27 protein-coding genes are annotated in these 26,567 nt (G+C 71.4%); 14 read left to right on the top strand and 13 right to left on the bottom strand.

What is annotated here, in order from left to right; genetic code table 11:
* Positions 1-2 precede the first annotated feature (2 nt).
* Positions 3-557 (top strand): helix-turn-helix domain-containing protein, encoded by a 555-nt coding sequence (locus C3481_RS06025; protein ID WP_103841196.1) that lies wholly within the window; start codon positions 3-5, stop codon positions 555-557.
* Between the two features lie 98 nt (positions 558-655).
* On the opposite strand, the gene pgi is transcribed toward C3481_RS06025, so the two are convergent.
* Both pgi and aztA read right to left on the bottom strand, forming a co-directional pair.
* A complete protein-coding gene (gene pgi, locus C3481_RS06020; RefSeq protein ID WP_103841194.1) occupies positions 656-2,341 on the bottom strand; it encodes a glucose-6-phosphate isomerase in 1,686 nt (561 codons plus the stop codon).
* On the bottom strand, positions 2,338-3,057 hold the full coding sequence (gene aztA, locus C3481_RS06015; protein WP_071918473.1) for a zinc ABC transporter ATP-binding protein AztA: 720 nt from the start codon (positions 3,055-3,057) through the stop codon (positions 2,338-2,340). Before aztA ends, pgi begins: the two co-directional genes overlap by 4 nt.
* A 54-nt stretch (positions 3,058-3,111) precedes the next feature.
* On the opposite strand from aztA, the gene aztB reads away from it, so the two are divergent.
* The 6 genes from aztB to C3481_RS05985 all read left to right on the top strand — a co-directional run bounded on the left by aztB (position 3,112) and on the right by C3481_RS05985 (position 9,719).
* Positions 3,112-3,993 (top strand): zinc ABC transporter permease AztB, encoded by an 882-nt coding sequence (gene aztB / locus C3481_RS06010; protein WP_103841192.1) that lies wholly within the window; start codon positions 3,112-3,114, stop codon positions 3,991-3,993.
* A complete protein-coding gene (locus C3481_RS06005) occupies positions 3,990-5,237 on the top strand; it encodes a hypothetical protein (RefSeq protein ID WP_103841190.1) in 1,248 nt (415 codons plus the stop codon). Before aztB ends, C3481_RS06005 begins: the two co-directional genes overlap by 4 nt.
* A complete protein-coding gene (locus tag C3481_RS06000; protein ID WP_064956124.1) occupies positions 5,234-6,136 on the top strand; it encodes a metal ABC transporter substrate-binding protein in 903 nt (300 codons plus the stop codon). The genes C3481_RS06005 and C3481_RS06000 overlap by 4 nt, the downstream gene beginning before the upstream one ends.
* A gap of 29 nt (positions 6,137-6,165) precedes the next feature.
* Positions 6,166-7,350: a zinc metallochaperone AztD gene (gene aztD, locus C3481_RS05995; RefSeq protein ID WP_103841188.1), complete on the top strand. Its 1,185-nt coding sequence runs from the start codon at positions 6,166-6,168 to the stop codon at positions 7,348-7,350.
* A 77-nt stretch (positions 7,351-7,427) separates the two neighbouring features.
* A complete protein-coding gene (locus C3481_RS05990; protein ID WP_103841186.1) occupies positions 7,428-8,258 on the top strand; it encodes a hypothetical protein in 831 nt (276 codons plus the stop codon).
* Positions 8,259-8,315: 57 nt separating this feature from the next.
* Positions 8,316-9,719, top strand: a complete 1,404-nt coding sequence (locus C3481_RS05985) for an MFS transporter (RefSeq protein WP_308457273.1) — start codon at positions 8,316-8,318, stop codon at positions 9,717-9,719.
* On the opposite strand, the gene C3481_RS05980 is transcribed toward C3481_RS05985, so the two are convergent.
* The 4 genes from C3481_RS05980 to C3481_RS05965 form a co-directional block, all read right to left on the bottom strand.
* Positions 9,694-10,905 carry an MFS transporter gene (locus C3481_RS05980; RefSeq protein ID WP_258039027.1) on the bottom strand — a complete coding sequence of 404 codons (1,212 nt, stop codon included), beginning with the start codon at positions 10,903-10,905 and terminating at the stop codon, positions 9,694-9,696. The two genes, C3481_RS05985 and C3481_RS05980, sit on opposite strands and share 26 nt — an antisense overlap.
* Positions 10,906-11,124: 219 nt before the next feature.
* Positions 11,125-12,015: a hypothetical protein gene (locus C3481_RS05975; protein WP_146053627.1), complete on the bottom strand. Its 891-nt coding sequence runs from the start codon at positions 12,013-12,015 to the stop codon at positions 11,125-11,127.
* Positions 12,012-12,689 (bottom strand): response regulator transcription factor, encoded by a 678-nt coding sequence (locus tag C3481_RS05970; protein WP_071918466.1) that lies wholly within the window; start codon positions 12,687-12,689, stop codon positions 12,012-12,014. The genes C3481_RS05975 and C3481_RS05970 overlap by 4 nt, the downstream gene beginning before the upstream one ends.
* A complete protein-coding gene (locus tag C3481_RS05965) occupies positions 12,677-13,945 on the bottom strand; it encodes a sensor histidine kinase (protein WP_103841182.1) in 1,269 nt (422 codons plus the stop codon). The genes C3481_RS05970 and C3481_RS05965 overlap by 13 nt, the downstream gene beginning before the upstream one ends.
* Positions 13,946-14,065: 120 nt before the next feature.
* Here C3481_RS05965 and C3481_RS05960 point away from each other — a divergent pair, with 120 nt between their 5' ends.
* From C3481_RS05960 to C3481_RS05950, 3 genes are all read left to right on the top strand, one after another.
* The gene (locus tag C3481_RS05960; protein ID WP_103841180.1) at positions 14,066-14,869 is read left to right on the top strand and encodes a Cof-type HAD-IIB family hydrolase; all 804 of its coding nucleotides are present in this window, start codon (positions 14,066-14,068) and stop codon (positions 14,867-14,869) included.
* A 63-nt stretch (positions 14,870-14,932) separates the two neighbouring features.
* Positions 14,933-15,763 carry an aldo/keto reductase gene (locus C3481_RS05955; protein WP_103841178.1) on the top strand — a complete coding sequence of 277 codons (831 nt, stop codon included), beginning with the start codon at positions 14,933-14,935 and terminating at the stop codon, positions 15,761-15,763.
* 23 nt (positions 15,764-15,786) lie between these two features.
* Complete coding sequence (locus tag C3481_RS05950; protein WP_103841176.1) at positions 15,787-17,865, top strand: alpha/beta fold hydrolase; 2,079 nt, start codon at positions 15,787-15,789, stop codon at positions 17,863-17,865.
* Positions 17,866-17,955: 90 nt separating this feature from the next.
* Here the strand turns inward: C3481_RS05950 and C3481_RS05945 are convergent, their stop codons facing one another.
* From C3481_RS05945 to C3481_RS05930, 4 genes are all read right to left on the bottom strand, one after another.
* Positions 17,956-18,681, bottom strand: coding sequence for a membrane protein insertase YidC (locus C3481_RS05945; RefSeq protein ID WP_103841174.1), 726 nt, complete (start codon positions 18,679-18,681; stop codon positions 17,956-17,958).
* A gap of 120 nt (positions 18,682-18,801) precedes the next feature.
* Positions 18,802-19,083 (bottom strand): DUF6412 domain-containing protein, encoded by a 282-nt coding sequence (locus C3481_RS05940; protein WP_023952277.1) that lies wholly within the window; start codon positions 19,081-19,083, stop codon positions 18,802-18,804.
* Positions 19,083-19,622 carry a DUF805 domain-containing protein gene (locus tag C3481_RS05935; protein ID WP_023952276.1) on the bottom strand — a complete coding sequence of 180 codons (540 nt, stop codon included), beginning with the start codon at positions 19,620-19,622 and terminating at the stop codon, positions 19,083-19,085. Before C3481_RS05935 ends, C3481_RS05940 begins: the two co-directional genes overlap by 1 nt.
* A 111-nt stretch (positions 19,623-19,733) precedes the next feature.
* Positions 19,734-20,519: a siderophore-interacting protein gene (locus C3481_RS05930; protein ID WP_064956113.1), complete on the bottom strand. Its 786-nt coding sequence runs from the start codon at positions 20,517-20,519 to the stop codon at positions 19,734-19,736.
* A gap of 100 nt (positions 20,520-20,619) precedes the next feature.
* Between C3481_RS05930 and C3481_RS05925 the strand changes: the two genes are divergently transcribed.
* From C3481_RS05925 to C3481_RS05910, 4 genes are read left to right on the top strand one after another with little or no spacing between them, the layout of a single operon-like run.
* Entirely contained in the window at positions 20,620-21,606 is a 987-nt protein-coding gene (locus C3481_RS05925; RefSeq protein ID WP_258039026.1) for a siderophore ABC transporter substrate-binding protein, read from the top strand.
* A 56-nt stretch (positions 21,607-21,662) separates the two neighbouring features.
* The gene (locus tag C3481_RS05920) at positions 21,663-22,637 is read left to right on the top strand and encodes an ABC transporter permease (RefSeq protein WP_064956111.1); all 975 of its coding nucleotides are present in this window, start codon (positions 21,663-21,665) and stop codon (positions 22,635-22,637) included.
* A complete protein-coding gene (locus tag C3481_RS05915; RefSeq protein ID WP_088380456.1) occupies positions 22,630-23,652 on the top strand; it encodes an iron chelate uptake ABC transporter family permease subunit in 1,023 nt (340 codons plus the stop codon). Before C3481_RS05920 ends, C3481_RS05915 begins: the two co-directional genes overlap by 8 nt.
* The gene (locus tag C3481_RS05910; RefSeq protein ID WP_023952270.1) at positions 23,649-24,407 is read left to right on the top strand and encodes an ABC transporter ATP-binding protein; all 759 of its coding nucleotides are present in this window, start codon (positions 23,649-23,651) and stop codon (positions 24,405-24,407) included. Before C3481_RS05915 ends, C3481_RS05910 begins: the two co-directional genes overlap by 4 nt.
* A 112-nt stretch (positions 24,408-24,519) precedes the next feature.
* Here C3481_RS05910 and C3481_RS05905 read toward each other — a convergent pair whose 3' ends face one another.
* The 3 genes from C3481_RS05905 to C3481_RS05895 form a co-directional block, all read right to left on the bottom strand.
* Positions 24,520-24,738 (bottom strand): hypothetical protein, encoded by a 219-nt coding sequence (locus C3481_RS05905; RefSeq protein WP_023952268.1) that lies wholly within the window; start codon positions 24,736-24,738, stop codon positions 24,520-24,522.
* 25 nt (positions 24,739-24,763) lie between these two features.
* The gene (locus C3481_RS05900) at positions 24,764-25,723 is read right to left on the bottom strand and encodes a DNA-3-methyladenine glycosylase (RefSeq protein ID WP_103842038.1); all 960 of its coding nucleotides are present in this window, start codon (positions 25,721-25,723) and stop codon (positions 24,764-24,766) included.
* A gap of 100 nt (positions 25,724-25,823) precedes the next feature.
* On the bottom strand, positions 25,824-26,516 hold the full coding sequence (locus tag C3481_RS05895) for a winged helix-turn-helix domain-containing protein (protein WP_064956109.1): 693 nt from the start codon (positions 26,514-26,516) through the stop codon (positions 25,824-25,826).
* Positions 26,517-26,567 lie beyond the last annotated feature (51 nt).

Here is a 26,567-nt window from a genome sequence, read left to right as displayed (position 1 = left end):
CCATGACCGGATTGGATCAGATCGGCCCGCGCCTGCGTGCGGCCAGGCAGGAACGCGGGCTCACCCTCGACGAGCTCGCGGAGCGGGCGGACATGTCGACGAGCACGCTCTCGCGGCTCGAATCGGGCAAGCGTCAGGCGAACCTCGAGCTTCTCGTCCCGCTCACGCGGCAGCTCGGCATCCGCATCGACGACCTCGTGCCCGCCGAGCATCCCGATCCCCGGGTGCGTCGGCCCGCGACCATGCGGCACGGCCATGTCGTCGCGCCGCTGACGCGCGAGACCTCGCCCGTGCAGACCTACAAGGTGACGTTTCCGCCGTCAGCTGAGGCGCCGTCGCCGCGGGTCCACGACGGCTTCGAGTGGTTCTACGTGCTGAGCGGGCGCATCCGGCTCGTGCTCGACGACCAGGAGCTCATCCTCTCGCGGGGCGAGGCGGCGGAGTTCGACACCCGCACCCCGCATTCCATCAGCGCGGTCGGGACGCGCCCCGCCGAGGTCATCAGCATCTTCAACGCCGCCGGCGAGCGCATGCACACCCTGACGACCCCCTCCTGACCCCGCCCCCTTACCCGTCGACTCGCCGAGAACCGCGGATGCCGGTGCCCCGGCATCCGCGTTCTCTGGCGAGTCGACGGGTAGAGAGAAAGGGGGCGTCAGGAGTGGCGGTGGGTGCGGTAGTAGGCGAGGAGAGCCTGGGTCGAGGCATCCTGCGCGGCGAGCGCGTCGGCGTCGCCCTCGATCGCGGGCGCGATCTGCAGGGCGAGCTGCTTGCCGAGCTCGACGCCCCACTGGTCGAACGAGTTGATGCCCCAGATCGTGCCCTGCGTGAACGTGATGTGCTCGTAGAGCGCGATGAGCTCGCCGAGCACCCTGGGCGTCAGCGCGGGCGCGAAGATCGACGTCGTCGGACGGTTGCCCGCGAACGTGCGTGCGGCGACGAGCGCTCCGGTCGTGCCCTCGGCCTCGACCTCCTCGGCGGTCTTGCCGAAGGCGAGCGCCTTCGTCTGGGCCAGGAAGTTCGCCAGGAACAGTCCGTGCACGTCGCGCCCGCCGTCGGTGAGCGGATGGGCCGGGTTGACGAAGGCGATGAAGTCGGCGGGGATCAGCCGCGTGCCCTGGTGGATGAGCTGGTAGAACGCGTGCTGGCCGTTGGTGCCGGGCTCGCCCCAGAAGACCTCGCCGGTGTCGGAGGTGACGGGGGTGCCGTCCCAGCGGACCGACTTGCCGTTCGACTCCATCGTGAGCTGCTGCAGGTAGGCCGCGAAGCGGTGCAGCTGCTGTGCGTAGGGCAGCACGGCGTGCGTCTGGGCGCCGAGGAAGTTGGTGTACCAGACGTTGAGCAGGCCCATGAGAACGGGCACGTTCTTCTCGAGCGGGGTGGATGCGACGTGCTCGTCGACCGCGTGGAAGCCGGCGAGCAGGTCGCGGAACGCGTCGGGGCCGAGCTCGATCACGAGCGACAGGCCGATCGCCGAGTCGACGGAGTAGCGGCCGCCGACCCAGTCCCAGAATCCGAACGCGTTGGCCGGGTCGATGCCGAAGGCCTCGACCTTCTCGAGCGCGGTCGAGACGGCGACGAAGTGGTGCGCGACGGCATCCGTCTTCTGCGCCTCGCTGTCGTCGATCGCACCGGCCTCCTGCAGCCCGGCCCACAGCCAGTCGCGGGCGAGGCGCGCGTTGGTGAGGGTCTCGAGGGTCGTGAAGGTCTTCGACGCGACGATGAACAGCGTCGTCTCGGGGTCGAGGTCGGCGGTCTTGTTCGCGATGTCGAACGGGTCGATGTTCGACACGAACCGTGCCTGGATACCGGCCGTGGCATAGGGGCGGAGGGCCTCGGAGATCATGACCGGCCCGAGGTCGGAGCCGCCGATGCCGATGTTGACGACGTGGGTCACCTTCTTGCCGGTGATGCCGGTCCATTCGCCGGAGCGAACCCGATCGGCGAACGCCGACATCTTCTCGAGCACGGCCCGCACGTCGGCGTCGATGTCCTGCCCGTCGACGACGAGCTCTGGTGAGGCGTCCGCGGGTCGTCGCAGCGCAGTGTGGAGCACGGCGCGGTCTTCGCTGGTGTTGATGTGCTCGCCCGAGACCATGGCGGCGTAGCGCTCGGCGACGCCGGTCTGCTCGGCCAGGCGCACGAGGGCGGCGACGATCTCGTCGGTGACGAGGTTCTTCGACAGGTCGACGTGCAGGTCGGCCAGCGGCAGGCTCAGACGCTCGACGCGTCCGGGGTCGCTGTCGAACCAGCCGCGGAGGTCGGGGGTGAAGCCGTTCTTCAGCGACTCGAGGTCGTTCCAGGCGGCGGTGGTGGTGGCATCGATGGGAGCAGCGGTCACGCTCTCACGGTAGCCGCGCCGCCGTGTCCGCGTCCACGCGGCGCGGCGGGAGAACTCTCGACCACGCGCCCGTCGACGAGCCGGCAGACGGCGTCGACCTCGCCGAGCTCGGCCAGATCGTGCGTGACGGCGACGACGGCCGTGCCCGTGCGCGCCACGGCGGCCAGAGCGGATGCCACGGCGTCGAGGGATGCCGCATCCAGTCCGCTCATCGGTTCGTCGAGCAGCAGCAGGTCGGCGTCCTGGGCGAGAGCCTGCGCGATGTGCGCGCGCTGGCGCTGGCCGCCCGAGAGCAGTCCGAGCGGCCGCCGGGCCAGCGGGGTGAGCCCGACGGTCTCGATCGCCTCGGCGACGCGTGCGCGGTCGTGGCGGCGCAGTGGCAGGAACGGTCCGCGCTCGCGCCAGCGCCCCATCGCGACCAGGTCGGCCACGGTCAGCGGCAGGCGGGCGCCGTCGTTCGAGGTCTGCGGCACGAGACCGACGCGGATGCCGGGGTCCCGGCGCACCGTTCCCGAGGTGGGGGCGAGGAGTCCGGCCGCGATGGCGATGAGCGTCGACTTCCCCGAGCCGTTGGCCCCCACGATCGCGAGGAGCTCACCGCCCATCAGATCGAGATCCACCCCGCGGAGGGCGAGGTGCCCGTCGAAGGCGACGGTCACCTCACGCAGGGCGACGACCGGGCCGCGGGCGACGGGAGCGGGGCTGAAACTGGGCATCGACTCAGTATTGCAAATGAAAACGGTTCTCACTTTCATGTAAGGTCGTCGACCGTGTCCCTCCTCTTCGACCCCTTCGCCGTCACGTTCGTCCAGCGCGCGCTTCTCGGCGGCACGCTCGTCGCGGTCGTCTGCGGCATCGTCGGTACGTGGGTCGTGCTGCGCGGCATGGCGTTCCTCGGCGAGGCGATGGCGCACGGCATGCTCCCCGGGGTGGCCGTCGCCACCCTCACGGGCTTCCCGCCGATGGCCGGCGCCGCCGTCAGCGCGGCGGCGATGTCGCTGGGTGTCGGCGCGTTGCAGCGGCGCGGCCGTCTTTCCGCCGACACGAGCATCGGCCTGTTGTTCGTCGCGAGCCTCTCGCTCGGAATCATCGTCATCTCGGCCTCGCGCAGCTTCGCAACCGATGCCTCCGCGATCCTCTTCGGCGACATCCTCGCCATCGGGTCGGCTGATCTCGTCGCCCTCGCGGCCGCCCTCGCCGTCACCGCCGCCGTCGCGGCGCTCGGGCACCGGTCATTCGTCGCGCTGACCGTCGACCCGCGTCAGGCGCAGCTGCTCGGTCTCCGGCCCCGTGCCGCCCACATCGTCCTCGTCGGGCTCGTCACGCTCGCAGTGGTTTCGGCCTACCAGGCGGTCGGCTCTCTCCTGGTGGTGGGCATGCTCCTCGGGCCCGCCGTCGCGGCCGGCCAGTGGACCCGGCGCATCGTCCCCACGATGATGCTCGCCGCTGTCATCGGCACCCTGTCCGTCGCCGTCGGCCTCCTCGTCTCGTGGCACGCCGCCACCGCCGCCGGGGCCACCGTCGCCTTCACCGCGATCTGCTCGGGGGCCATCTCGACCGGCATCCGCGCCCTCATCCGCATTCCGACCCGCCCGGACGGACGCCGCGCGCCGGCATCCGTCATCCCGAACACCCCGGAAAGGACCGCATGAGAACTCGTGCACCTCTCTCGCTCATCGTTCTCACGGCCGGTGCAGCCCTCCTCGCCGGCTGCCAGGCCACTCCCTCGGACTCGGCCGCCGAGACTCCCGACGCCGATGCCACAGCACTCGGCGACGGGCACGGCGCCATCGCCGGAGCGCGCGAGCTCGCCGAGCCCGCGCTGCACCTCACCAGCATCGGAACCGACGGTGCCGTGCACCACCTCGACCTGATCGACGAGCAGTCCGAGCTCCTCGGCGAGATCGCTCCCGCCGACACCCTCGACAGCGAGGGACGCTTCCTCTTCGCGGGCCGCGAGGGCGAGGTGTCGATCATCGACAGCGGCGTGTGGACCTGGAACCACATCGACCACTTCCACTACTACGAGGCTCCGTCCCGCATCCTCGGCGAGCTCGAGGGCTCCGGCGCACCGCGGACCGTGACGAGCGACCTCGGGGTCGGCGTCTACTTCGACGGCGGCGACCACGGCGACGACCGCAGCGGCGAGGCCGTGCTGCTCGACTTCGACGCGCTGAAGAAGGGCGACATCGTCGAGAGCTTCCGCCTCGACCTCGATGCCCCCGGCTCCCTCGTCGCGCCGATCCCCGGGGGAGCGCTCATCGCCGATGCGCGCGCGGGCGAGATCCGCCGCGTCGACGCCTCGGGGACGGAACTCGACACCACGCCCTGCACCGAGCCGGCCGGGTCCATCACGACCAATGTGGGCGTCGTCGTCGGCTGCGCCGACGGTGCCGTGCTCGCCGTCTCGGATGCCGCGGGAACGACTCTCGAGCGCGTCCCGTATCCCGAGGGCGGGCCGAGCCGCGCCCTGTCGTTCGCCAACCGCGAGGGCCGGCCCACCGTGGCCGGTCGAACCGAGTCGTCGGCGTTCTGGCTGCTCGACACCCGCGAGCGGTCGTGGACGGCACACGACGCCGGCGAGCCCATCGTCCGCGTGACGGCGGTCGACGACGCCGACGACACCGTGGTCGCACTCGCCGCCGACGGCTCGGTGATCGTCATCTCCGGTGCCACGGGAGGGCAGCTCTCGCGCACGGAACCGCTGGTGGCGGCGTCCGTCGCCGACCCCGCGCTCATGGCAGGCGTCGACCTCGTCGCGGATCAGCGTCGCACCTACCTCAACGGGCCGGCGGAGCGAACGCTGTTCGAGCTCGATCCCGCTGACGGCGGCCGGGTGGCCCGGAGTTTCCCGACCGAGCATGCGCCCGCTCTCTTCGCGGAGACGGGCCGATGAAGCGGGTCGCGCTGGCTCTCGGCCTCTTCCTCGCGGGAGCGGTCTCGCTCGCCGGCTGCTCGGCGGGCGGAAGCGACCGCCCGACCGTCGTCGTGACGACCAACATCCTGGGCGACATCGTGCAGAATCTCGCCGGCGACGAACTCGACGTCGTCACCTTCATGCCGCGAGACGCCGATCCGCACTCGTTCGAGCTCTCGGCCCAGGACGCGGCGGCGATGCGCAGCGCAGACCTCGTCGTCTCGAACGGTCTCGGGCTCGAAGAGGGCGTGCAGCACCACGTCGACGCATCTGCCGCCGATGGCGTGGCTCAGTTCGTCGCGGGTGACCACGTCGAGACCCTCGGGTACCTCGACTCCGACGCCGTCGACCCGCACTTCTGGACCGATCCGACCCAGACCGCCCGTGTCGTCGACGCACTCGCCCCGGTCCTCGCCGACCTCGCCGGTGACGGCGGACGGAACGTGACGGATGCCGCCGACGAATACGCCGCGGAACTGGAGACGGTCGACGCCGAGATGGCCGCCGGCCTGGAGGCCATCCCCGCCGAGCACCGGGCCCTCGTCACCAACCATCACGTGTTCGGCTACCTCGCGCGCCGTTACGACGTGCGCATCCTCGGCGCGGCCGTCCCGGGCGGGACGACCCTCGCGGCCCCCAGCGCCTCCGACCTGCGGGAGCTCGTCGATGCGATCGATGCGGCCGGCGTCCGCACCATCTTCGCCGACTCGTCGCAGCCGGACCGGCTCATGCGCGTCCTCGCCGACGAGGCGGGGCGCGACGTGTCCGTCGTGCCGCTGCTGACCGAGTCGCTCGCCCCGGAGGGGCAACCCGGAGACACCTACCTCGACATGATGCGCCAGAACCTCCAGCGCATCACCGACGGCCTCACCCGATGAGGCATTTCCCTGGAAAGGAAACCCACCCCATGAAGAGAACCCTGCAGTTCGGCGCCCTCGCCGGCGCCGCAGCCCTGGTGCTGGCGGGATGCTCGTCCTCGCCCGCCGCGACGTCCAGCCCGTCGGGCGACGCGTCGGCCGAGGCGTCCGCGCCCGCCGGTCCGCGCGTCGCGCTCGGCTACGAGGGCGGCGTGCTCGTCCTCGGCGGCGAGGAGCTCGAGGTGATCGGAGACTTCGACTCCGAGGACTTCATCCGGCTCAACTCGGCCGGTGACGGCCGTCACGTCATGGTCACCACGTCGGAGGGCTTCCAGCTGCTCGACGTTCAGCAGCCTGAGCTCACCGACCTCGTCGTCCCGGCGGCCGCCGCCGGACACGTCGTCGTTCACGGCGGCAAGACCGTGCTCTACGACGACGCGACGAGCGACACGACGATCTTCGACACCGCCGACCTCGCACAGCTCGACGGCACGCTGCCCGACGCCGAGGTGATCCCCGGCGTCGAAGCGCACCACGGCGTCTCGGTCGAGCTCGAGGACGGCACACTGCTGACCACCGTCGGCGGAGAGGCCGGGCGCACCGGCATCCGCGTGCTCGATGCGGACGGCGCCGAGGTCGCGTCCAACGCCGACTGCCCGGGCGTCCACGGTGAGGGCACCGCCGAAGGCGAGCGCGTCGTGTTCGGCTGCGAGAACGGCGCGATCATCTACGACGGCGGAGAGATCACCAAGGTCACCTCGCCCGACTCCTACGGCCGCATCGGCAACGCCTTCGTCGCCGAGGACAGCCCGCTCGTCGTCATGGACTACAAGGACGACCCCGACGCCGAGGGCTACCTGCTGCGCAACATCGCCCTCGTCGACACCGAGGCGAAGTCGCTGACCAAGGTCGCGCTGCCCGCCGGCGTCGAGTACACCTTCCGCGGCATCGCGCGCGGGCCGGCCGGCGAGGCCGTGCTGATAGGCACCGACGGATCGCTGCACTGGATCGATCCCGCCACGGGGGGCATCACGAAGTCCCTGCCCGTGGTCGACCCGTGGGAGGGTCCGGCCGAGTGGCAGGCTCCGCACCCGGCCGTCAAGGTCGCGGGCGACATCGCCTACGTCACCGACCCGGCGGACAGCGAACTCGTCGCTGTTGACCTCACGACGGGCGAGATCGTGCAGACCGTGAAGCTGCCGCACGTTCCCAACGAGATCGCCGCCGTCTCCTGACGCGCCGCGCCGCCGCATCCGCTCCGGTCACCGGGGCGGATGCGGCGGACGTCCGACGCCGCCGTTAGCCTGGCGTCGTGCCGGCCGTCTCGACCTCGCAGCGCACGTATCGCTACCTGCGCCTGACCCTCGCGGGCGCGCCGGTGGCCATCATGCTCGCGGTGCTCTTCGCGATCCCCGACGTGGGAGTGCTCCCCAGCGTCAGCCACTACTTCTACAGCTCCGCCCGCACCGTCTTCTCCGCCGCCCTGGTCGCGGCAGCGGCCTGTCTGCTCGCCCTCTCCGGGCGGGGGCCGCAGCGGGTGCTGCTGGATGTCGCGGCGCTCCTGGCTCCGCTCATCGCCATCATCCCCACGCCGATCTCGGCCGGCGAGGTGCTCGGCATCGTCGTCGACTGCGCCGCCCCGTGCGTCCCCGCCGGGTTCACGGATGACCTCGACAACGCCCGGGCGACCTATCTCGTGATCGGCGCCGTCGTGCTCGCGATCGGCCTCGTGCTGGCGCGACGCGGCGACGTCGCCCTCCGCGACGCGGGGCCGACCCTCGCCCTCGCGGCGGCGGTGCTGGCGGGCGTCGCCCTCGTGTGGACGCTCGTGCCGCAGCTGCTCGTCCGCTACGGTCACGCCGTCGCGGCGTTCGGATTCTTCATCATCATCGCCCTCGTCGCGCTAGCCGAGGCGCTTCGGCCCTCCGACGCGCATCCACCCGCGAAGCGGATGCGGATCGGCTACGTCGTCGTGGCGATCGCGCTCCTGCTCGACCTCGCCAGCACTGTCGTGTCGGCGGTGCTGTTCGACCTTCCCGTCGTGCTGGCGGGAGAGCTCGTCGCCCTGGCACTGTTCCTGGTGTTCTGGATGATGCAGACCGCCCAGAAGTGGTCGCTCGCCGACCCCGCGCTGCGAGCCTGACGGGCGACCCGGGATTCGCTCTTCTCCGTGTCGGCGACCGGGTCTACTGTTCGTCCCATGACCGCCCCGCTCAGCGCCGTGGAGACCTCGCGCATGCGCGCGTTCCACCAGGTGCTCGGCAACACCCTGCTCGCGAACGTGACCTCGAGCTTCCTCTGGTTCGCCTTGACGTTCTGGGCGTACCTCGCGACGCAGAACGTGCTGGCGACCAGCATCATCGGTGGGTCGTACATGCTGCTCGTCGCCGTGTTCGGGGTGGTCTTCGGGGCCCTCGTCGACCACATGAAGAAGAAGGCGGTGATGGTGCTCTCGAGCCTCATCACCCTGTCGACCTATCTCGGCGCCGGCGCGATCTACCTGCTGTTCCCGGAGTCGGTGCTCGTCGATTGGGGCGGGCCGTGGTTCTGGGTCTTCGCGGGGCTGATCCTCGTGGGGGGAGTGGTCGAGAACCTGCGCAACATCGCGCTGTCGACCACCGTCACCCTGCTCGTGCCGAGCGACCGCCGCGACCGGGCGAATGGCCTGGTCGGAACGGTGCAGGGTGTGGCGTTCATCGTCACGAGCGTCTTCTCGGGTCTCTCGATCGGCCTCCTCGGAATGGGCTGGACCGTCGTGATCGCGGTCGTCGCGACCGCGTCCGCCCTCGCCCACCTGACCTTCGTCTCGATCCCCGAGCGCGGCGTCACCGCGGCGAACGAGGCCGTGACGCCGGCCTTCACGTTCCGCGGTGTCCTCCCGGCGATCCGGTCGGTGCCCGGGCTGCTGGCTCTGATCCTGTTCACGACCCTCAACAACCTCGTCGGCGGGGTGTTCATGGCGCTCATGGATCCGTACGGGCTGACGCTTTTCACGGTCGAGGCGTGGGGCATCGTGCTCGCGGTCACCGGCACCGGATTCATCCTCGGCGGCGCGCTCGTGGCCGCTCGCGGCCTCGGACGCAATCCCGTGCGCACGCTGCTTCTCGTCAACGTCGGCGTCGCCGTGCTCGGCATGACGTTCGCGATCCGCGAGTGGTGGTGGCTGTACGCCCTCGGGATCTTCGTCTTCATGATGCTCATGCCCGTCGCCGAGGCCGCCGAGCAGACCGTCATCCAGCGCGTCGTGCCGTTCCACACCCAGGGCCGCGTCTTCGGGTTCGCGGCGTCGGTCGAGTCGGCGGCGTCTCCGATCTCGGCGTACCTGATCGGACCGCTCGCGCAGTTCGGCCTCATCCCCTTCATGCGCAGCGACGCCGGAGAACGCAGCTTCGGCTGGCTGCTCGGTGGCGGTGAGGCTCGCGGCATCGCCCTGGCCTTCGTCGCTGCGAGCGCCCTGATGCTCCTCATCGTCATCCTCGCGTTCGCCTCACCGCAGTACCGGCGCCTGAGTCGGGCGTACGCCGACGCGCCGCCGCCCGATCCCGCGGACGCGACGGTGGTCCCGGTCGCAGGCGCGGTCAGGCAGCCCGACGCGGCGCCCTGAGCCCGAGCACCGCGAGCAGACCGGCGACCGCGACCATCGCGAGGGTGCATCCGGCGACGCCGGGCCACCCGAGATCGTGGAAGGCGTATCCCAGGAGCCAGCCGAACAGGCTCGAGCCGCCGTAGTAGCCGAGGTAGTACAGCGATGCGGCCTGAGCTCTCGTCTGCGATGCGGCCGCAGCGGGAGCCCAGCCCGAGGCGATCGCGTGAGCGCCGAAGAAGCCGGCGGTCAGGACCAGCAGCCCCACGAGCACCGCGATCACGTGGGGCACGGCCGTCACGATGATGCCGATCGCCATGACCGCCAGTGCGGCCAACAGCACCGGCAGCCGGCCGTGCCGCCCCGCGAGCGATCCGGCCCACGGCGAGGCGACGGTCCCGGCGAGGTAGGCGAGGAAGAGGAAGCTCACGACCCACAGCGGCAGCGAGTACGGCGGTGCCACCAGGTGGAACCCGAGGTAGTTGTACACCGCGACGAAGCCGCCCATGAGCAGGAACCCCTGCGCGTAGAGGGCCAACTGGCGGCGGTCGCGCAGGTTCGTCACGAGCCGGGCGACCAGCGCCGGGCCCGAGGCGCCGGTCCGCCGCTGCGGCGCGAAGCCCTGTGCCGGCGGCGTCAGCCAGAGGAAGAGCGCCGCCGACGCGGCGCACACCGCTGCGACCGCGAAGACTCCGCCGCGCCACAGGCCGACGTCGCCGAACGGCCCTGCGACGAGCCGCCCGAGCAGCCCGCCGATCGTGGTGCCGGCGACGTAGCTGCCCGCCGCCGTCGCGGTGTGAGCCGCGTCCACCTCTTCCGACAGGTACGCCAGCGCGATGGCGGGCACGGCGCCGAGCGCCGCGCCTTCGAGCAGCCGGGCGCCGAGCAGCAGCGGCAGGGTGGGGGCGAGGGGGGCGAGCAGGCCGAGCACCGTCGCGGCGATGACCCCGATCGCCATCGCGGGCACGCGGCCGATGCGGTCGGCCACGACCGACCAGGGGATGACGCTGACGGCGAGACCGAGCGTCGAGACCGAGACCGCGAGGGCTGCCGTCGCCGGCTCGACCCCGAACTCCGAGCCGATGAAGGGGAGCACGGCCTGCGGCGAGTACAGCTGGGCGAAGGTCGCCACGCCTGCGAAGAACAGCCCGGCGATGAGCCGGCGGTAGGCGGGCGAGCCGGGGAGATGACCGGTGAACGCACGCACTCGGCCAGCCTACGACTGCCGCGATCGCCCGCCGGACGTGAGAAGGGCCGGTCGACTCAGAATCGTCGACCGGCCCTGTCATCCCTTGCACCAGAGATCACACCGCGCAGTCGGGGGAACTGCGTGCCTCGAATTTATAACGGCCAGATAACGGGATGCAACGGGCGAGCGGTTCTCATCAGCGGTGCATAGGGATCGTTCAGAATCGCCCGTCGGACCTCAGCGTCCCTCGCGCAGGACGACCGAGCCCGCCGACACCCGGACCTCGACGCGGTTGCGCGATGACGGGTCCTCGGTGAGGCCGTTGACGACCGAGCCCGCCTCCTGCGTCGCGCTGACGGCGTAGCCGCCGCGGGGGAGGGTCAGGTCGGCGCCGCCGGCCTCGGCGGTGATCGTCACCGACGTCGGCGCGGTGCCCGACAGCGTTCCCGACATCCGGCCGGCGCTGACGTCGACGGTCGCCTCGCGGACACCGTCGAGGTCGACCGACACGCGTCCGGCGGACACCCGCGCGTCGAGACTCGTCGCGGAGCCGGCCGCATCGACCGATCCGGCGTCGGCTCGCAGCGCGAGCGCGCCGAACTCGCCGTCTGCACGCAGGGCTCCCGCCCCGACGCTCAGCTGGGCGTCGAGCCCGGCGAGGCTCGCGGGCAGGACGAGGGTCGCCCGCGACGATCCGCCCCACAGGCGCCATCCGCTCCACCAGTCGCGGTCGGAGTCGACCACGAGGCGGTCGCCCTCGCGGGCGAGCTCCCACGCCTCGGCGCCTCCCGTGCCGGTCACGGTGAGCGTCGCTTCGTCGACGTCGCCGAAGGAGACCTCGACATCGGCTGCTGCGGCATCCATCTCGAGCAGGTTCACGCCCGCGGTCGGTGCGGAGATCGTCGAGGTCGCCGCACCACCGCTGACGATGGTCGACACGACACCCGTGCCCGCGGTGAACAGGACGAGGGCTGCTCCCGCGGCGATCGTGAGTCCCGCGATCACCCGGGCGGATGACGACGGTCCCCGGGACGGTGCCGGCCCGGTCGGCGGCATGTCGCCCGTGACCGGCGGCTCGACCGGAGGTTGCGGCGGAGTGGCGGGAGGCGGGGTCAGGGTCGTGCTCATCGCACTGCTCCGTTCTGCGGCTGCGAGCCGCCGTATTCGAGGTGGACGAGCGCGGCGAGCACGCGACGGTTGCCGTGCTCGTCCTGCTCGAGATCGAGCTTCTGGAAAAGGGAGGTGATGTACTTCTCGACGCTCGCCTCGCTCAGGAACATCGCCCCGGCGATGGCCTGGTTGCTGCGGCCTTCGGCGATGAGGGCGAGCACCGTCCGCTCGCGTTCGGTGAGCCGCGACATCCGCTCGTCGCGTGAACGGCGCGTCAGGAGCTGCGCGACCACCTCGGGGTCGAGCACCGTGGCTCCCGACCCGATGCGCTCGATCGTCGCGAGGAACTCGCCGACGTCGGCCACACGGTCCTTCAGGAGGTAGCCCAGGGCTGCTCCCTGCGAGGTGATGAGCTCGCTCGCGTAGCGCTCCTCGACGTACTGGCTCAGCACGAGGATCGGCAGCCGCGGGTTCTCGGCGCGCAGCGCGAGGGCCGCGCGGATGCCCTCGTCGGTGAACGTGGGCGGCAGCCGGACGTCGAGGATGCAGAGGTCGGGACTGGTCTCGGTCACGGCGGCCGAGATGCCGTCGGCGTCGGGGAGGGCGGCGGCGACCTCGTGGCCCGCGTCGGCCAGCAGCCGCACCAGCCCCTCGCGCAGCAGCGTGGAGTCCTCGCAGATCAGGATGCGCACGGGACGCTCACCTCCAGAGCGGTCGGTCCGCCGGCCGGACTGTCGAGACGCGTCGTGCCGCCCGCCGCCGTGATGCGGTTGATGATTCCGTCGAGCCCGCCTCCGGGGATGACCCGGGCGCCTCCGACGCCGTTGTCCTCGACGCGCGCCCAGAGCGTGTGGTCGTCGCGATGGCGGACCGCCACGCGGCATTCCCCGGCCCGCGAGTGCTTGGCGGCGTTGGTGAGCGATTCCGCGATGGCGAAGTACACGGCCGCCTCGGCGGTACGGCTGCAGCGCTGATCGACTCGCACGTCGAGGCTGACGGGGACGTGCGAGCGGGCGGCGAGCGCCGACAGCGCCGCGTCGAGCCCCCGGTCGTCGAGCACCGAGGCATGGATGCCGCGGGCGAGCTGACGCAGCTCGGTGATGGCCGCCTTCGTCGACGTGTGCGCCTCGGCGAGCAGCTCCTTCGCGGCAGCCGGATCGTCGTCGATCTTCTGCTGAGCCAGTCCCAGCGTCATGCCGACCGAGACCAGACGGGGCTGGACGCCGTCGTGCAGGTCGCGCTCGATGCGGGTGCGCTCGAGCTCTCCGGCACGGACCGCGCCCTCGCGCTGGACGCCCGCGGTGCGTGCTGCTTCGACGAGCTGGGCCTCGCGAGAGGGGACGAGGATCGATGTGGCGAGGATGCGGTGCAGGAGAGCGATGCCCACGAGCACGGCTGCCGGCACGATCACCATCAGCACGCCGGCCACGACGGCGCCCTCGAGCGGCACGGTGATCCAGGTCGACCCGATCGTGACGTCGCTGGTGGCGTACAGCGGCGCGAAGAGAAGGGCGACGCCCGACGCGAGCAGGCTCGCCAGGCTCAGCACGATGAGACCCAGCACGGTCGAGATCGCCGCGTGAGCGACCCCGCGCCACATCCGGCCGTCGGTGAACTGCAGCCAGACCGTGCGCAGCCAGCCGCCGAACCCGGGCCGTCCGCTGCTGCGCGCCGACAGCGGGGGCAGCCCCCATCCGTAGAGGCCGTCGACACGCGCGTACTCGAGCCAGCCGGTCAGCCAGAGCGCGTAGACGAAGCCGACGAGGATCGGCAGGCCGAGGCCGAGCGCCGGAGTGAGGCCGATGCCGACCGCCATGAGCGTCAGGATGACGGTGAATGCGGCGGTGCCCGCGAAGCCGAGGGCGGCGAGCTGGGCGAGCGCGCCGAGCGGGCGCGCCCACATCAGGGCGCGGGATGGAGGGGCGGTGCTGGCGACGGCTGTGGTCATGGCTCCACGCTAGGACCGCGGCCCGGTGCCGCGCAGGCGAGCGGTCCGGAGACCCGCGTTCGGGTTATCCCCCGGGAGGGCGCGGCCGCACCGGCTGGTCGCGTCGGAGAGGATGGGGGAGTGACCTCTCCCGACATCCGCCTGATCGCCGTCGACATGGACGGCACGCTCCTCGACGCGGACGGCCGCATCCCGGACGGGCTGTGGCGGCTGCTGCCGCGGCTCCGCGACCGGGGCATCGTCTTCGCTCCCGCGAGCGGGCGGCAGCTCGCGACGCTGCGGCGGCAGTTCGCCGATGCGCCGGTCGAGCTGGACTACATCGCCGAGAACGGCGCGTACGTCGTGCGCGACGGCGCGGAGGTCAGCTCGGATGCCGTCGACGCGGAGTTCGCGGCATCCGTCGTCCGTCGCATCCGCGGTCTCGACCACCTCGATGTCGGCCTCGTCGTCTGCGGCAAACGGTCGGCGTACATCGAGCGCGCGGACGCCGCCTTCCTCGCCGAGGCCGACACGTACTACGCCGAGCTCGCGATCGTCGACGACCTGACGTCGGTCGACGATGAGATCCTCAAGCTCGCCGTCTACGACTTCGCGCTCGCCGAGGAGTCGGTCGCACCGGAGCTGTTCGACCTCCGCGAGAGCCACCAGGTCGTGGTGTCGGGGCAGCACTGGGTCGACATCATGAACCCCGGGGTCAACAAGGGACGGGCGCTGTCGCGGTTGCAGGAGACGCTCGGGATCGGGCCCGAGCACACGATGGCGTTCGGCGACTACCTCAACGACCTCGAGCTGCTCCAGCAGGCCCGCTACTCGTACGCGATGGCCGAGGCCCACCCCGAGATCGCGGCGGTCGCGCGCTACAGCGCCCCCTCGCACACCGAGGCGGGAGTGCTCACCGTGATCGAGGAGTTCCTGGCGCGCTGAGCGGCGCGATCGGTCTGCGCAAGCCCGCGCCGCAGACCGCGGTGACGGCGTAGCGTGTGCGGCATGGTCACGATTCCCACGGTCTCGCTCAACGACGGCTCCGACTTTCCCGAGCTCGGCCTCGGCACCTACAACCTGCGCGGCCCGGAGGGCGTCGACGCCATCGCCGCCGCGATCGACTCCGGCTACCGCCTGCTCGACACGGCGGTGAACTATCAGAACGAGTCGGAGGTCGGCGAGGCCGTGCGCCGCAGCGGCATCCGCGACCAGCTGATCATCACGACGAAGGTGCCGGGGCGCGACCACGGCTTCGACGAGACGATCCGCAGCGCCGAGGGGTCGCTCGGCCGGCTGGGCGTCGAGAAGATCGACCTCTACCTCATCCACTGGCCGAACCCCAGCCAGGGGAAGTGGCTCGAGACCTACCGGGCAATGCTGGCGCTGCGCGACGAGGGGCAGGTCGGGTCGGTCGGGGTGTCGAACTTCACCGAGCCGATGCTCGCGCGCCTCATCGAGGAGACCGGAGTGGCCCCAGCGGTCAACCAGGTCGAGATGCATCCCTACTTCCCGCAGGCGGGACTGCGCGCGTTCCATGCCGCCAACGGCATCCGCACCGAGAGCTGGAGCCCCCTGGCACGGCGCAGCGAGCTGCTGAACGAGCAGGTCATCGCCGACATCGCGGCATCCCACGGCGTCACGGGCACCCAGGTCGTGCTGCGCTGGCACACGCAGCTGTCGTCGACCCCGATCCCGAAGTCGGCCGACCCGGTACGCCAGCGCGAGAACGCCGACGTCTTCGACTTCCTGCTGACCGGCGACGAGATCACGGCGATCAGCGCCCTCGAACGCGGCCGGCTCTGGGACGGCGACCCCGACACGCACGAGGAGATGTAGTCCGCGCCGGATAGCGTGGAGGCATGACGACGCCGTTCGACTCTCTCGACGACTACTACGCCCTTCCCCGCATCGACGCGGCGGCGACCTCGCCCGACGGCTCGCACGTCGTGCTGACGGTCGCGACCCTCACGAAGGATCGCACCGGCTACGAGCGCTCGCTGTGGTCGGTGCCCGCTGACGGCACCGGCGTGCCGCGCCGGCTGACCCGCTCGACCACCGGCGAGTCCGGGGCCGTGTTCACCTCCTCCGGCGACCTGCTGTTCGTCTCGGCACGTCCCGACAACGACGCTGCGGACGGCGCCCCCGCTCAGCTCTGGCTGCTCCCGGCCGCCGGTGGCGAGGCGCGTCCGGTGACCCGGCTGGCCGGCGGGGTCTCCGCGGTCGTGACGGCGGCGGACTCCGACCGCATCGTCATCGCGTCGTCGCTGCTTCCCGACGCCGCCACGATCGAGGCCGACGCGAAGCTGCGGGCGGAGCGGAAGAAGCTCAAGGTCTCCGCGATCATCCACGACACGTACCCCGTGCGGTACTGGGATCACGACCTCGGCCCCCACGAGCCCGCGCTGTTCGCCCTCGACCTGAACGACCTGGCCGACGCGCCCGCCGTCATCGCGACCGCCGACCAGGCCGTCGACGAGGTCGTCGGCGCGACGGCCGCACCGGAGGCCGCCGATGAGCCGTACCCCGCGGGCCTGCCGCGACCGCGCATTCTGCTCCGCGGCCGCGTAGCGGGCACGGCGGGAATGGCGCTGACGCCCGACGGCGCTACCCTCATCGCCTCGGTGCCCGAGCCGCAGGGACGCGACGCCCGGTACCGTCTCGTCGCGATCGACACCGCGACGGGCGAGCTGCGCGTCGTCCGCGACGAGGCCGATGTCGATGTCGAGATGCCCGCGATCAGCCGCGACGGCGCGCGGGTCGCATACGTCCGCACGGCGAAGTCGACTCCGGCGGGTCCCGCCGACCAGGAGCTGTGGGCCGGTGCCCTCGACGGCTCCGGCGTGCAGCGCCTCGCGTCGCGCTGGGACCGGTGGCCGAGCAGCATCCGCTTCGCCGACGACGACTCCGCACTCGTCGCGACTGCCGACCACGATGGTCGCGGCCCGGTCTTCACGGTGCCGCTCGACGGTGGTGACGCCGACGAGGTCACACAGATCACGCACGACGACTTCGCGTACACGCATGTCGAGCCGGTCTCCGGGACGACAGATGTCATCGCGCTCCGCTCGAACTGGATGACACCGCCGCATCCCGTCCGTATCGCAGCCGACGGCGCCGTGACACCCCTTGCGAGCCCGGCCCCGTCGCCCGCGACGACCGCCTCGATGGTCGAGGTCGAGACGACCGCCGACGACGGAGCCCGCGTGCGCGGCTGGCTCGTGCTGCCCGAGGGAGCGGATGCCGCGGCCCCGGCGCCGCTTCTGCTGTGGATCCACGGCGGACCGCTCAACAGCTGGAACGCGTGGAGCTGGCGCTGGAGCCCGCTGCTGGCTGCGGCCCGAGGCTACGCCGTGCTGCTGCCCGACCCGGCCCTGTCGACCGGCTACGGGCTCGACTTCATCGCGCGCGGGTGGGACGCGTGGGGTGCCGCACCCTTCACCGACCTCATGTCGATCACGGACGCCGTCGTCGCGCGCGATGACATCGACCAGACCCGGACGGCCGCGATGGGCGGATCGTTCGGCGGCTACATGGCGAACTGGGTCGCGGGGCACACCGACCGCTTCGACGCGATCGTGACCCACGCGAGCCTGTGGGCGTTCGACCAGTTCGCCGGCACGACCGACTTCGCGCCGTACTGGCAGAGCATCTTCAGCCCCGAGGGCGCGATCGCCAACTCGCCGCATCGTTTCGTCGCCGACATCCGGACGCCGATGCTCGTGATCCACGGCGACCGCGACTACCGTGTGCCGATCGGCGAAGGGCTCCGGCTGTGGGCCGACCTCAACGAGCATCACGCCGCCGAAGACGGCACGAGCCCGCACCGGTTCCTGTACTACCCCGACGAGAACCACTGGATCCTCTCGCCGCAGAACGCGCGCGTCTGGTACGAGACGGTCTTCGCGTTCCTCGAGGAGAACCTGCACGCGCGCGCCTGAGCGCCGTCGGGTCGCGTTTCGCGGCCCTCGCTTGACAGGAGTGGCCGCTTCCCCGCGCGGGAGGGGGCCACTCCTGTCACGTGAGCGGGTTCACGCCGCGATGGGCGGAAGGATGCGGCGCAGGATGAGGCGCTGCACCAGCGTCCAGGCGACCGTCACGACCAGGTACAGGCCGGCCGCAAGGGGAACGAATACCGCGATGACGGCGGTCGCGAACTGCGCGACCCCGAGCACTCCCGACAGGGCGGCCGGAGCATCCGTCACCCGGAAGGCGCGCCGCGTCAGCTCGCCGACGAGCGCGATCGAGGCGATGACGACGCCGAACACGAGGCCGGTGGTGAGCGGCAGCGCCCCCGAGGCGACGGTGCCCGCGAGGCTCGACCCGAGGGGGACCCCGAAGAGCGTCTCGGCGAGCAGCCCGTTGGGGTGCCCCGCGATCGTGGGGTGGATGAACACGCCGTACAGCAGTCCCACGACGGGGGCCTGCACAAGCAGCGGCAGACAGCCCGCCGTCGGCGAGACGTTCTCGTCGCGGTACAGCTTGAGCGTCTCGCGCTGCAGTCTCTCGCGATCGGTGCGGTATCGCTGCTGGAGCTCGCGCAGCCGGGGCGCCAGGCGCGCACGAGCGCGGTCTGCGCGCGCCTGGGCGACGCCCGCGGGGATGAGTGCGGTGCGCACGACGACGGTGATGAGGATGACGGATGCCGCGGCGGAGAGGCCGCCGAGCGCGGGTTCGAGCGCCGCGGTCAGCGCGGCGAGGGTCGAGGCCACGGCGTCGAGCGCGGCGGCGAGGGGCGGGAAGGAATACAGGTCCATGAGGAGTCCGATCGACGAAGCTGAACACACGGGGGATCAGCCGCGAGGGGACGCCGGACGGCGCGATGCGCGAGGCCTCGGGCGCGGGTGCGCGCGGGTGTAAAGCCGTTCCGGACGTGGCTACGCGGCTGAGGCCGCGAGCCCCGGGGCGCGGGGGCGGCGTCTCCCGGGAGCGTCCGGGTCGCTCTGCGCCAGCAGCGTCGAGGGTGAGATCGACCGCCGGGGGTGTGGTCGTCGCGAGCCCGCGGGCCCCGTCGTGGCGGCGGTCGCCGAAACCGAGACGACCGCGATCGCGATCGCGAGCAGCGCCACCGCGGTCGCCGCAGCGAGCCCGCTCGAATCACCGAGCGACAGGGCGCCGACGATCGACAGCAGCATCGGGAGCACGGAGAGGAAGGGCATCACACCACCTCGGTCCGCACTCCGCCGGCGGCGCGCTCGAACAGGGCGGCATCCCCGTCGAAACGAGCGCCCTCGGGGCGCGACCGTCGCAGGGCGAGCAGGAGCAGGATGAAGCCGCCCACCGGCAGCAGGTTCAGCAGCACCCACCATCCCGAGAGGTTGGAGTCGTGCAGCCGCCGCACCGCCACGGTGAAACCGGGGACGACCGTCAGGGCGACCCACACGGCCGAAGCCCAGAGGTAGACGCCCAGAAGAGCGGAGAGCGGATCGGTCGGAGCGATCGGTCCAAAGAGCTCGAGCCCGCGCCATCCCCACCAGCCGAAGGGGTGGAGGCCGAGATCGAGCTGCGGCCAGCGCCCCGACAGCATCCGGGGGATCACGAGAAGCAAGATCACGGCGGCGGCGAACCCGACCGCCATCCACCACCAGTACTCGCTGCGGCTCGCGCGCCCGCGCAGACGGAAGGCGTGCGCGACGAAACGTCGCATCGCCTGGGGCAGCGAAGCGTTCGGCAGCGGTGCTGTCGAGACGGCCTCCATCCCGCGATGCTAGCGGAGCGGCGCGGCGCGGGGCGGTCTTCGCCTGTCAGCTCTGGCCCCATCCCGCGTGGTGAGTGGGCGGGAAGTGCCAGGTGAAGCGACTCCGAGGGCTCAGTGGGGTGCGTGATACTCGGGCTCGCCACGCTTCCAGTAGCCCTTGACGGTGATCCGCTCGGGGTCGAGGCGCCAGCGGTCGAGGAGCAGCGCTCGAGCCGGTCGCACGATCGACTGCTCGGCGGCCACGAAACCGAACACGGCGCCGGCCGGTCGGTCCCCGTCGCCGAGCGCGGCGAGACGAGCGGCGAGCGCAGCGCCGGCGGATGCCGATCCGCGGTGCACCTGCTCGACGACGACGCCCGGGGGCGTGGAGATGGGCAGCTCGTGATCACCGTCGGGCACTTCGATGAGCACGCGCCCGACGGCGGCGGCATCCATGTGATGGGCGAATCGCCGGATCGCGGGCACGGCGGTCTCGTCTCCGGCCAGGAACCAGCCGTCGGGGCGCCCCGTGAGCACCGCGGATCCGCGCGGTCCGCCGATGCCGATCGTCGACCCGATCTCCGCCGTCGCCGCCCAGTCCGCAGCCACGCCGTCGCCGTGCAGGGCGAACTCGAGATCGAGCCAGCCCTCGTCGGCGTCCCAGGCGAGCGGGGTGTACTCGCGGCTCGGTGCCGCCCGCATCTCGTCGATGCTCTCGGGGGCCACGTCGGGGAAGAACACGCGGACGTGGTCGTCGCAGCCCGGGGAGTCGAAGTCCCGCAGGTCGGCGCCCTCGAGCCGCACGCGGACATAGGCCGGAGTGAGCCATTGTCGGGCTGCCAGGCGGACGAAGCGGAAGCGCAGGTCGAGCGCTCGGCGAGCGATCCGGAACGAGGGGGTTGCGGTCGATGCGGACATGAAGGTTAGGCTAACCTACACAGCCGTCGGGGTCTCGATCCCGGCATCCGGTCGCCCGTCGACCAGCATCCGATACGCACCGCACCAGGAGATACGTCACGTGAGCCATGCATTCCGCCGTCCCGCACTCGTCTCGATCGCGCTCGTCGCAGCCCTCGGCCTCGCCGGGTGCGCGTCGTCGGCCAGTCCGGACGCCGAGCCCGGCGGCGACGCGACCTCGGCCGCGACCGTGACGGTGACCGACAACCACGGCGAGATCGAGGTTCCTGTCGCCCCCGAACGCGTCGTGGCGCTCGACAACACGACGTTCCAGACGCTGAGCGACTGGGATATCGAGCTCGTGGCGGCACCGAAGCCGCTGATGTACGACCTGTGGCCCAACCTGTCCGGCGGCGACGACGTGCTCGACGTCGGGCTGCACCGCGAGCCCGACCTCGAGGCCATCATCTCGGCGCAGCCCGACCTCATCGTCGGCGGCTACCGCTTCCGCGACATCTACGACGACCTGACGGCGATCCAGCCCGCGACGATCGAGACCAGTGCGCGCGAGGGCGAGGAGCAGGTCGCCGAACTGAAGCGCCAGGTCGAGATCCTCGGCCAGGTCTTCGACCGCGAGGATGACGCGAAGAAGCTCGCCGACGACCTCGATTCCGCCGTCGCAGACGCGAAGGCGGCCTACAACGGCACCGACACGGTCGTGGGCCTGCTCACCTCGGGCGGCAAGATCTCGTTCGCGGCGCCGGGGGAGGGGCGCGGCGTCGGCGCCGCCTTCCCCACGCTCGGTCTCGTGCCCGGCATCGATCGCGGGGCGGAGAATGCCTCGCACGGCGACGACATCAGCGTCGAGGCGATCGCGGCGGCGAACCCGGAGTGGCTGATCGTGCTCGATCGCGACGCCATGTTCGGCGAGGACGGCTACGTCTCGGCGAAGGAGCTCATCGAGGGATCCGAGGCCCTGCAGAACGTTCCCGCCGTGCAGAAGGGGCAGATCGTGTACCTCGCGCCGAGCTTCTACCTCGACGAGGGCATCCAGGCTTACACCAAGCTCTACGCCGACATCGCGACGGCGTTCGCCGCGGCGGCCTGATCGTCGTCTCGGGGAGCCCCGTCCGGTACCGCCGGGCGGGGCTCCCGTAACCCGTCATGACTGCGCTCACCGTCCCCGCCCGCATGCGCGGGCGTCTCGCCCTCCCGGCCGCGATCATCGTCGTGGCCGGTCTCGTCGTGCTCTCGCTCTTCGTGGGCGTCTACGACCTCACCTCCGACGGCGTCGGCTCCGAGATGCTGTGGATCACGCGGATCCCGCGCACGCTCGCCCTGGTCCTCGCCGGCTGCGCGATGGCGGTCTCCGGCCTCGTCATGCAGCTGCTGACCCAGAACCGCTTCGTCGAGCCGACCACCACCGGGACCACGGAGTGGGCCGCGCTCGGCCTCCTCGCGACAGTGCTCCTGGTGCCCGACGCGCCGCTGATCGTGCGGATGGTCGTCGCGAGCATCGCGGCGTTCGCCGGAACGCTGGTCTTCCTCGCGATCCTGCGCCGCATCCAGCTGCGCTCGTCGCTGATCGTGCCCCTCATCGGCATCATGCTCGGCGCCGTCGTCTCGGCCTTCACGACCTACCTCGCCGTCAGCGCCAATGCCCTGCAGATGCTGGGCACCTGGTTCATGGGAAGCTTCACCGCCGTGGTCCGTGGCCGCTACGAGGTGCTGTGGGTCGTCGGCGTCGTCGTCGTGCTCGTCGCGCTCTTCGCCGACCGGCTGACGGCGGCGAGCCTCGGAAAGGATGTCGCGACGACGCTCGGCGTCGACTACGACCGGGTGCTCCTCCTCGGCACAGCCCTCGTCGCCGTCGCGACCGGGGTCACGACCGTCGTCGTGGGCTTCCTGCCGTTCCTCGGGCTCATCGTGCCCAACCTCGTGTCGATGTGGCGGGGGGACAACCTCCGCGCGAACCTTCCCTGGGTGTGTCTGGGCGGAGTGGCTGTCATCGTCGTCTGCGACATCGTCGGCCGCGTCATCCGGATGCCGTTCGAGGTGCCGGTCTCGATGATTCTCGGCGTCCTCGGCGCGGCCGTGTTCGTCATGCTGCTCCTCCGGCAGCGCGGGAACGATGGCTGAGGCCGTGCGCGGCACCGTGCGCGCGTCGTCCGCGGATGCTGCGACGCGGCGACCACGGGTGTGGCTGCGGTTCGTCGTCCTCGCCGTCGCAGTCGTCGCGGCCGCCGTCCTGCTGCTGACCTGGAACATCCCCCTCGATCCGGCGCAACGCGGCTACTGGCTCGCCGTGGATCTGCGGGTCACGACGGTTACGACGGTCGCGATCGTGGCCTGCTGCCAGGCGGTCGCGACGGTGCTGTTCCACACGGCGACGGGCAACCGCATCCTCACGCCCTCGATCATGGGGTTCGACGCGCTCTACGTCGTGATGCAGACGGGCCTGGTGTTCTTCTTCGGGGGAGCTGCGCTCGCGGCGACCGACGGACTCGCCAAGGTGGCTCTCCAGAGCGTGCTGATGGTGGCTTTCGCGACCCTCCTGTACGGATGGCTCTTCGCCGGCAAGCGGGGAAACCTGCACATCATGCTGCTCATCGGCATCGTGCTCGGGGTCGGGTTCGGCTCACTCTCCACGGTGATGCAGCGGCTACTGACGCCGAGTGACTTCGATCTGCTCTCGGCACGGCTGTTCGGAAACCTGAGCAACTCGAACCCCGAGTACCTGCCGTGGGCTGCGGCGATCGTCGGTGTCGTCCTCGTCGTGGTGTGGCGCCGCCGCCGCCGTCTCGACGTGCTGACCCTCGGTCGCGACGTCGCCACCAATCTCGGACTCGCCTACAAGCGCGAGGTCACCGTCCTGCTGATCCTCGTGGCGGTGCTCATCTCGGTCTCCACGACGCTCGTCGGGCCGATGACCTTCTTCGGGTTCATCGTCGCGACACTCGCGTATCAGCTCGCCGGATCGTCCCGGCACGCCGTCGTCCTCCCGTTCGCGGCTCTGCTGGGGATGACGACGCTCCTCGGCGGCTACTTCGTGCTGCGGCACGTGTTCTACGCGGCGGGCATGCTCACCGTGATCATCGAGTTCGTCGGCGGGCTCTTCTTCATCGTCTACCTTCTGCGAAAGGGCGCGCTGTGATCACCCTCACCGACGTCTCGAAGTCCTACGGCGGCCTGCGCGTGCTGGGTCCCATCGACCTCCGGATCCCGGCCGGCGGGGTGACCGCCCTCGTCGGGCCCAACGGCGCCGGCAAGTCCACGCTGCTCACGATCGTCGGGCGCCTGACCGAGCCGACAACGGGCACGGTCACCGTCGGCGGTCTCGATGTCGCGCGCACCCCGAGCCGCGAGCTGGCGCGCGTCGTGTCGATCCTGCGGCAGGAGAACCACTTCGTCACGCGGCTCACGGTGCGCGATCTCGTCGGCTTCGGGCGCTTCCCCCACTCCGGAGGACGCCTCACCCCCGACGATCGGCGCCACGTCGACGAGGCGCTGCGCTTCCTCGATCTGGAGGATCTCTCTCACCGCTACCTCGATCAGCTCTCCGGCGGGCAGCGCCAGCGCGCCTACGTCGCGATGGTGCTCGCTCAGGACACCGACTGCATCCTGCTCGACGAGCCGCTCAACAACCTCGACATGCGCCACGCCGTCGGGATGATGCGACAGCTGCGACGGGCGGCGGATGAACTGGGCAAGACCGTGGTCGTCGTCATCCACGACATCAACTTCGCCGCCGCCTATGCCGACCGCATCGTCGCCCTCACCGGGGGAACGGTGGCGTGCACGGGGACACCGCGCGAGATCATGCGCCCCGATGTGCTCGAGAGCGTGTTCCAGACGCCGATCGCGGTCCGCGACGACGGCGAGTACCCGCTCGCGGTCTACTTCCGCTGACCTCGGCGCACCGAGTGGATTTCACCTGGCGTGGGTTTCACCTGGCAGTTGTGGCCGCATCCGGTGCATGGATGGGGCGCGAAGTGTCAGGTGAGGTGGCTCATGCGGCGGGTCAGAGCTGCGCGCCGTCGTCGTCGCGATCGTAGACGCCCTCGTTGCGTCCCCGGCGCGACTCGTAGGCGATGAGCCATCCCACCGAGATCGCCGCGGCGAGCACGAGACCCAGCCACACGTTGTTCATCACGAGGCCGAACACGATGCCCAGCACGAAGACGAGGGCGGCGCCGAGTGCCCAGTAGGTGTGTCCGCGCTGCCATCCCCGATTCGCCATGCCCCGAGCTTACGACGCGGCTGCCTCAGCGGTCGCGATGGTCTTCGGGATGCAGCCGCGGGCCGCGGCGCGGTTCGAACACGCCGCCGGCGTAGATGAGCCGGATGACGCGCTGCCGGTGGCCCCGCCACGGCTCGAGCAGTTCGAGCATCCCGTCGTCGTCGACGCGGTGGCCCGTCAGGGCGTAGCCCACGGTGTGGCACAGGTGGTAGTCGCCCACGCTCACGGCGTCGGGGTCGCCGAAGGCGCGGATGCGGGTCTCCGCCGACGTCCACGGACCGATCCCCGGCAGGGAGGTCAGGATGCGTTCGTGCTCGTCGCCGCCGCGGGCCCCGGCGACCGCACGCTCGATCGAGGCGCGCCGCTGGGCCGCGCGCACGACGGTGCGCGACTGCGGTGGCTCGAGGCCGGCGCGATGCCACGCCCAGCTCGGAATGAGGTGCCAGTCCGCGGGAGGCGCGAACATCGGGCGCGGCGTGGGACCGGGGGCGCGCTCGCCGTACCAGGTGACGATCGCACGCCAGGCACCGAACGCCTGCAGCCCCGTCACCTTCTGCTCGAAGACGGCGCTCGCGAGGTCGTCGAAGACGAGGTCGGTCGCGCCGAGGCGGATGTCGGGATGCCGGTGGTGGATGTCGGCGATGAGCGGATGCCGCGTCCCGTCGAAGCCCTCAGGATCGTCGTCACCGCCGCACAGCCGAGGCAGCTGCTCGATCGCCCACTCCGCGCCGGGGCCCCACGCGGCCGCTCTCACGAGCGAGCGCCCCACCCGCAGAGCGAGCGTGGCGACCCCGCGCGGCGTGCGGCTGACGCGCCAGATCACCTCGCCCGACGTGGTCATCGTGGGATCGTGGGCCCCGTGCTGCTGGTGGCGCACAGCGCGGGCGACGTCGATCGGCGCAGCCGGCCGGTACTCGGTCTCGATCGGGGGCGACGACGGCGGCGCGGCATCGAGACCGCGGATCGCCGGGCGGCGACCCGGCATCCGTCCCGTCGTCACCGCGCTCATGCCGACACCCTACGTCGGAACCTCCGACATCCCGCCGTGAGCGGCGTCGATCGGCACCCCGGTCGGGTGGGGCGCGTCAGAAGCGGTCGGGCGACGGCGTGCCGTGGCCGTAGCGGATGACCACGTCGGCGTGGCGGTCGAACCGGTAGCCGACGCCGCGGACGGTGCGCACGATGTCCTCGTAGCGCCCGAGCTTTGCACGCAGACGGCGGACGTGGACGTCGATCGTGCGCTCTCCCGGCGCCTCCTCGTCGGACCCGTTGTTCCACAGCGACTCGACGAGCTCGGAGCGCTCGATCGTGCGTCCCTCGCGCAGCACGAGGTACTGCAGCAGCTCGAACTCCTTGAAGGTGAAGGCGGCGGACTCGCCGTCGATGAAGACGCGCTTGCGCGAGATGTCGACGGTCACGCCGCCGGGGACGTGGTCCTCCGCCGGGACGTCCTGCTTCGTGCGGGCGACCGCGCTGGGCTCGTGCAGCGCGAGGCGGACGACGTCGACGTCGCGTCCTCCGGCGCCGACCGGTGCCAGGGCGACGGTCGCGTAGGTCTCGGCGTGGGGGGCGAGCTCGCCCAGCGTACGGCGCAGGGCCTCGACGAGCGTCGAGAGCGAGACGCCGTCGGCGGCGGCCTTGGCCTCGTCGATGCCGACGTACAGGGCGAAGCCGCGCGGCGCGGTCGAGGCCGCGGCGGCGGGTGCCGGGGGAGGCGTCTCGACGGCGCGAAGGTGACGAGCGGGGGCGGCGGGGGCGAGAAGAGCGGTGTTCGACATGGGAGGTTCGTCCTCGGAACGTGAACCCGGGCTGTCAGAGCCTGCGGCGGG

This window comes from Microbacterium sp. Ru50 (assembly GCF_002920555.1).
Lineage (GTDB): Bacteria > Actinomycetota > Actinomycetes > Actinomycetales > Microbacteriaceae > Microbacterium > Microbacterium arborescens.
Note: the sequence above shows the minus strand (reverse complement) of the source record. Positions and strands in the feature narration are given on the sequence as shown.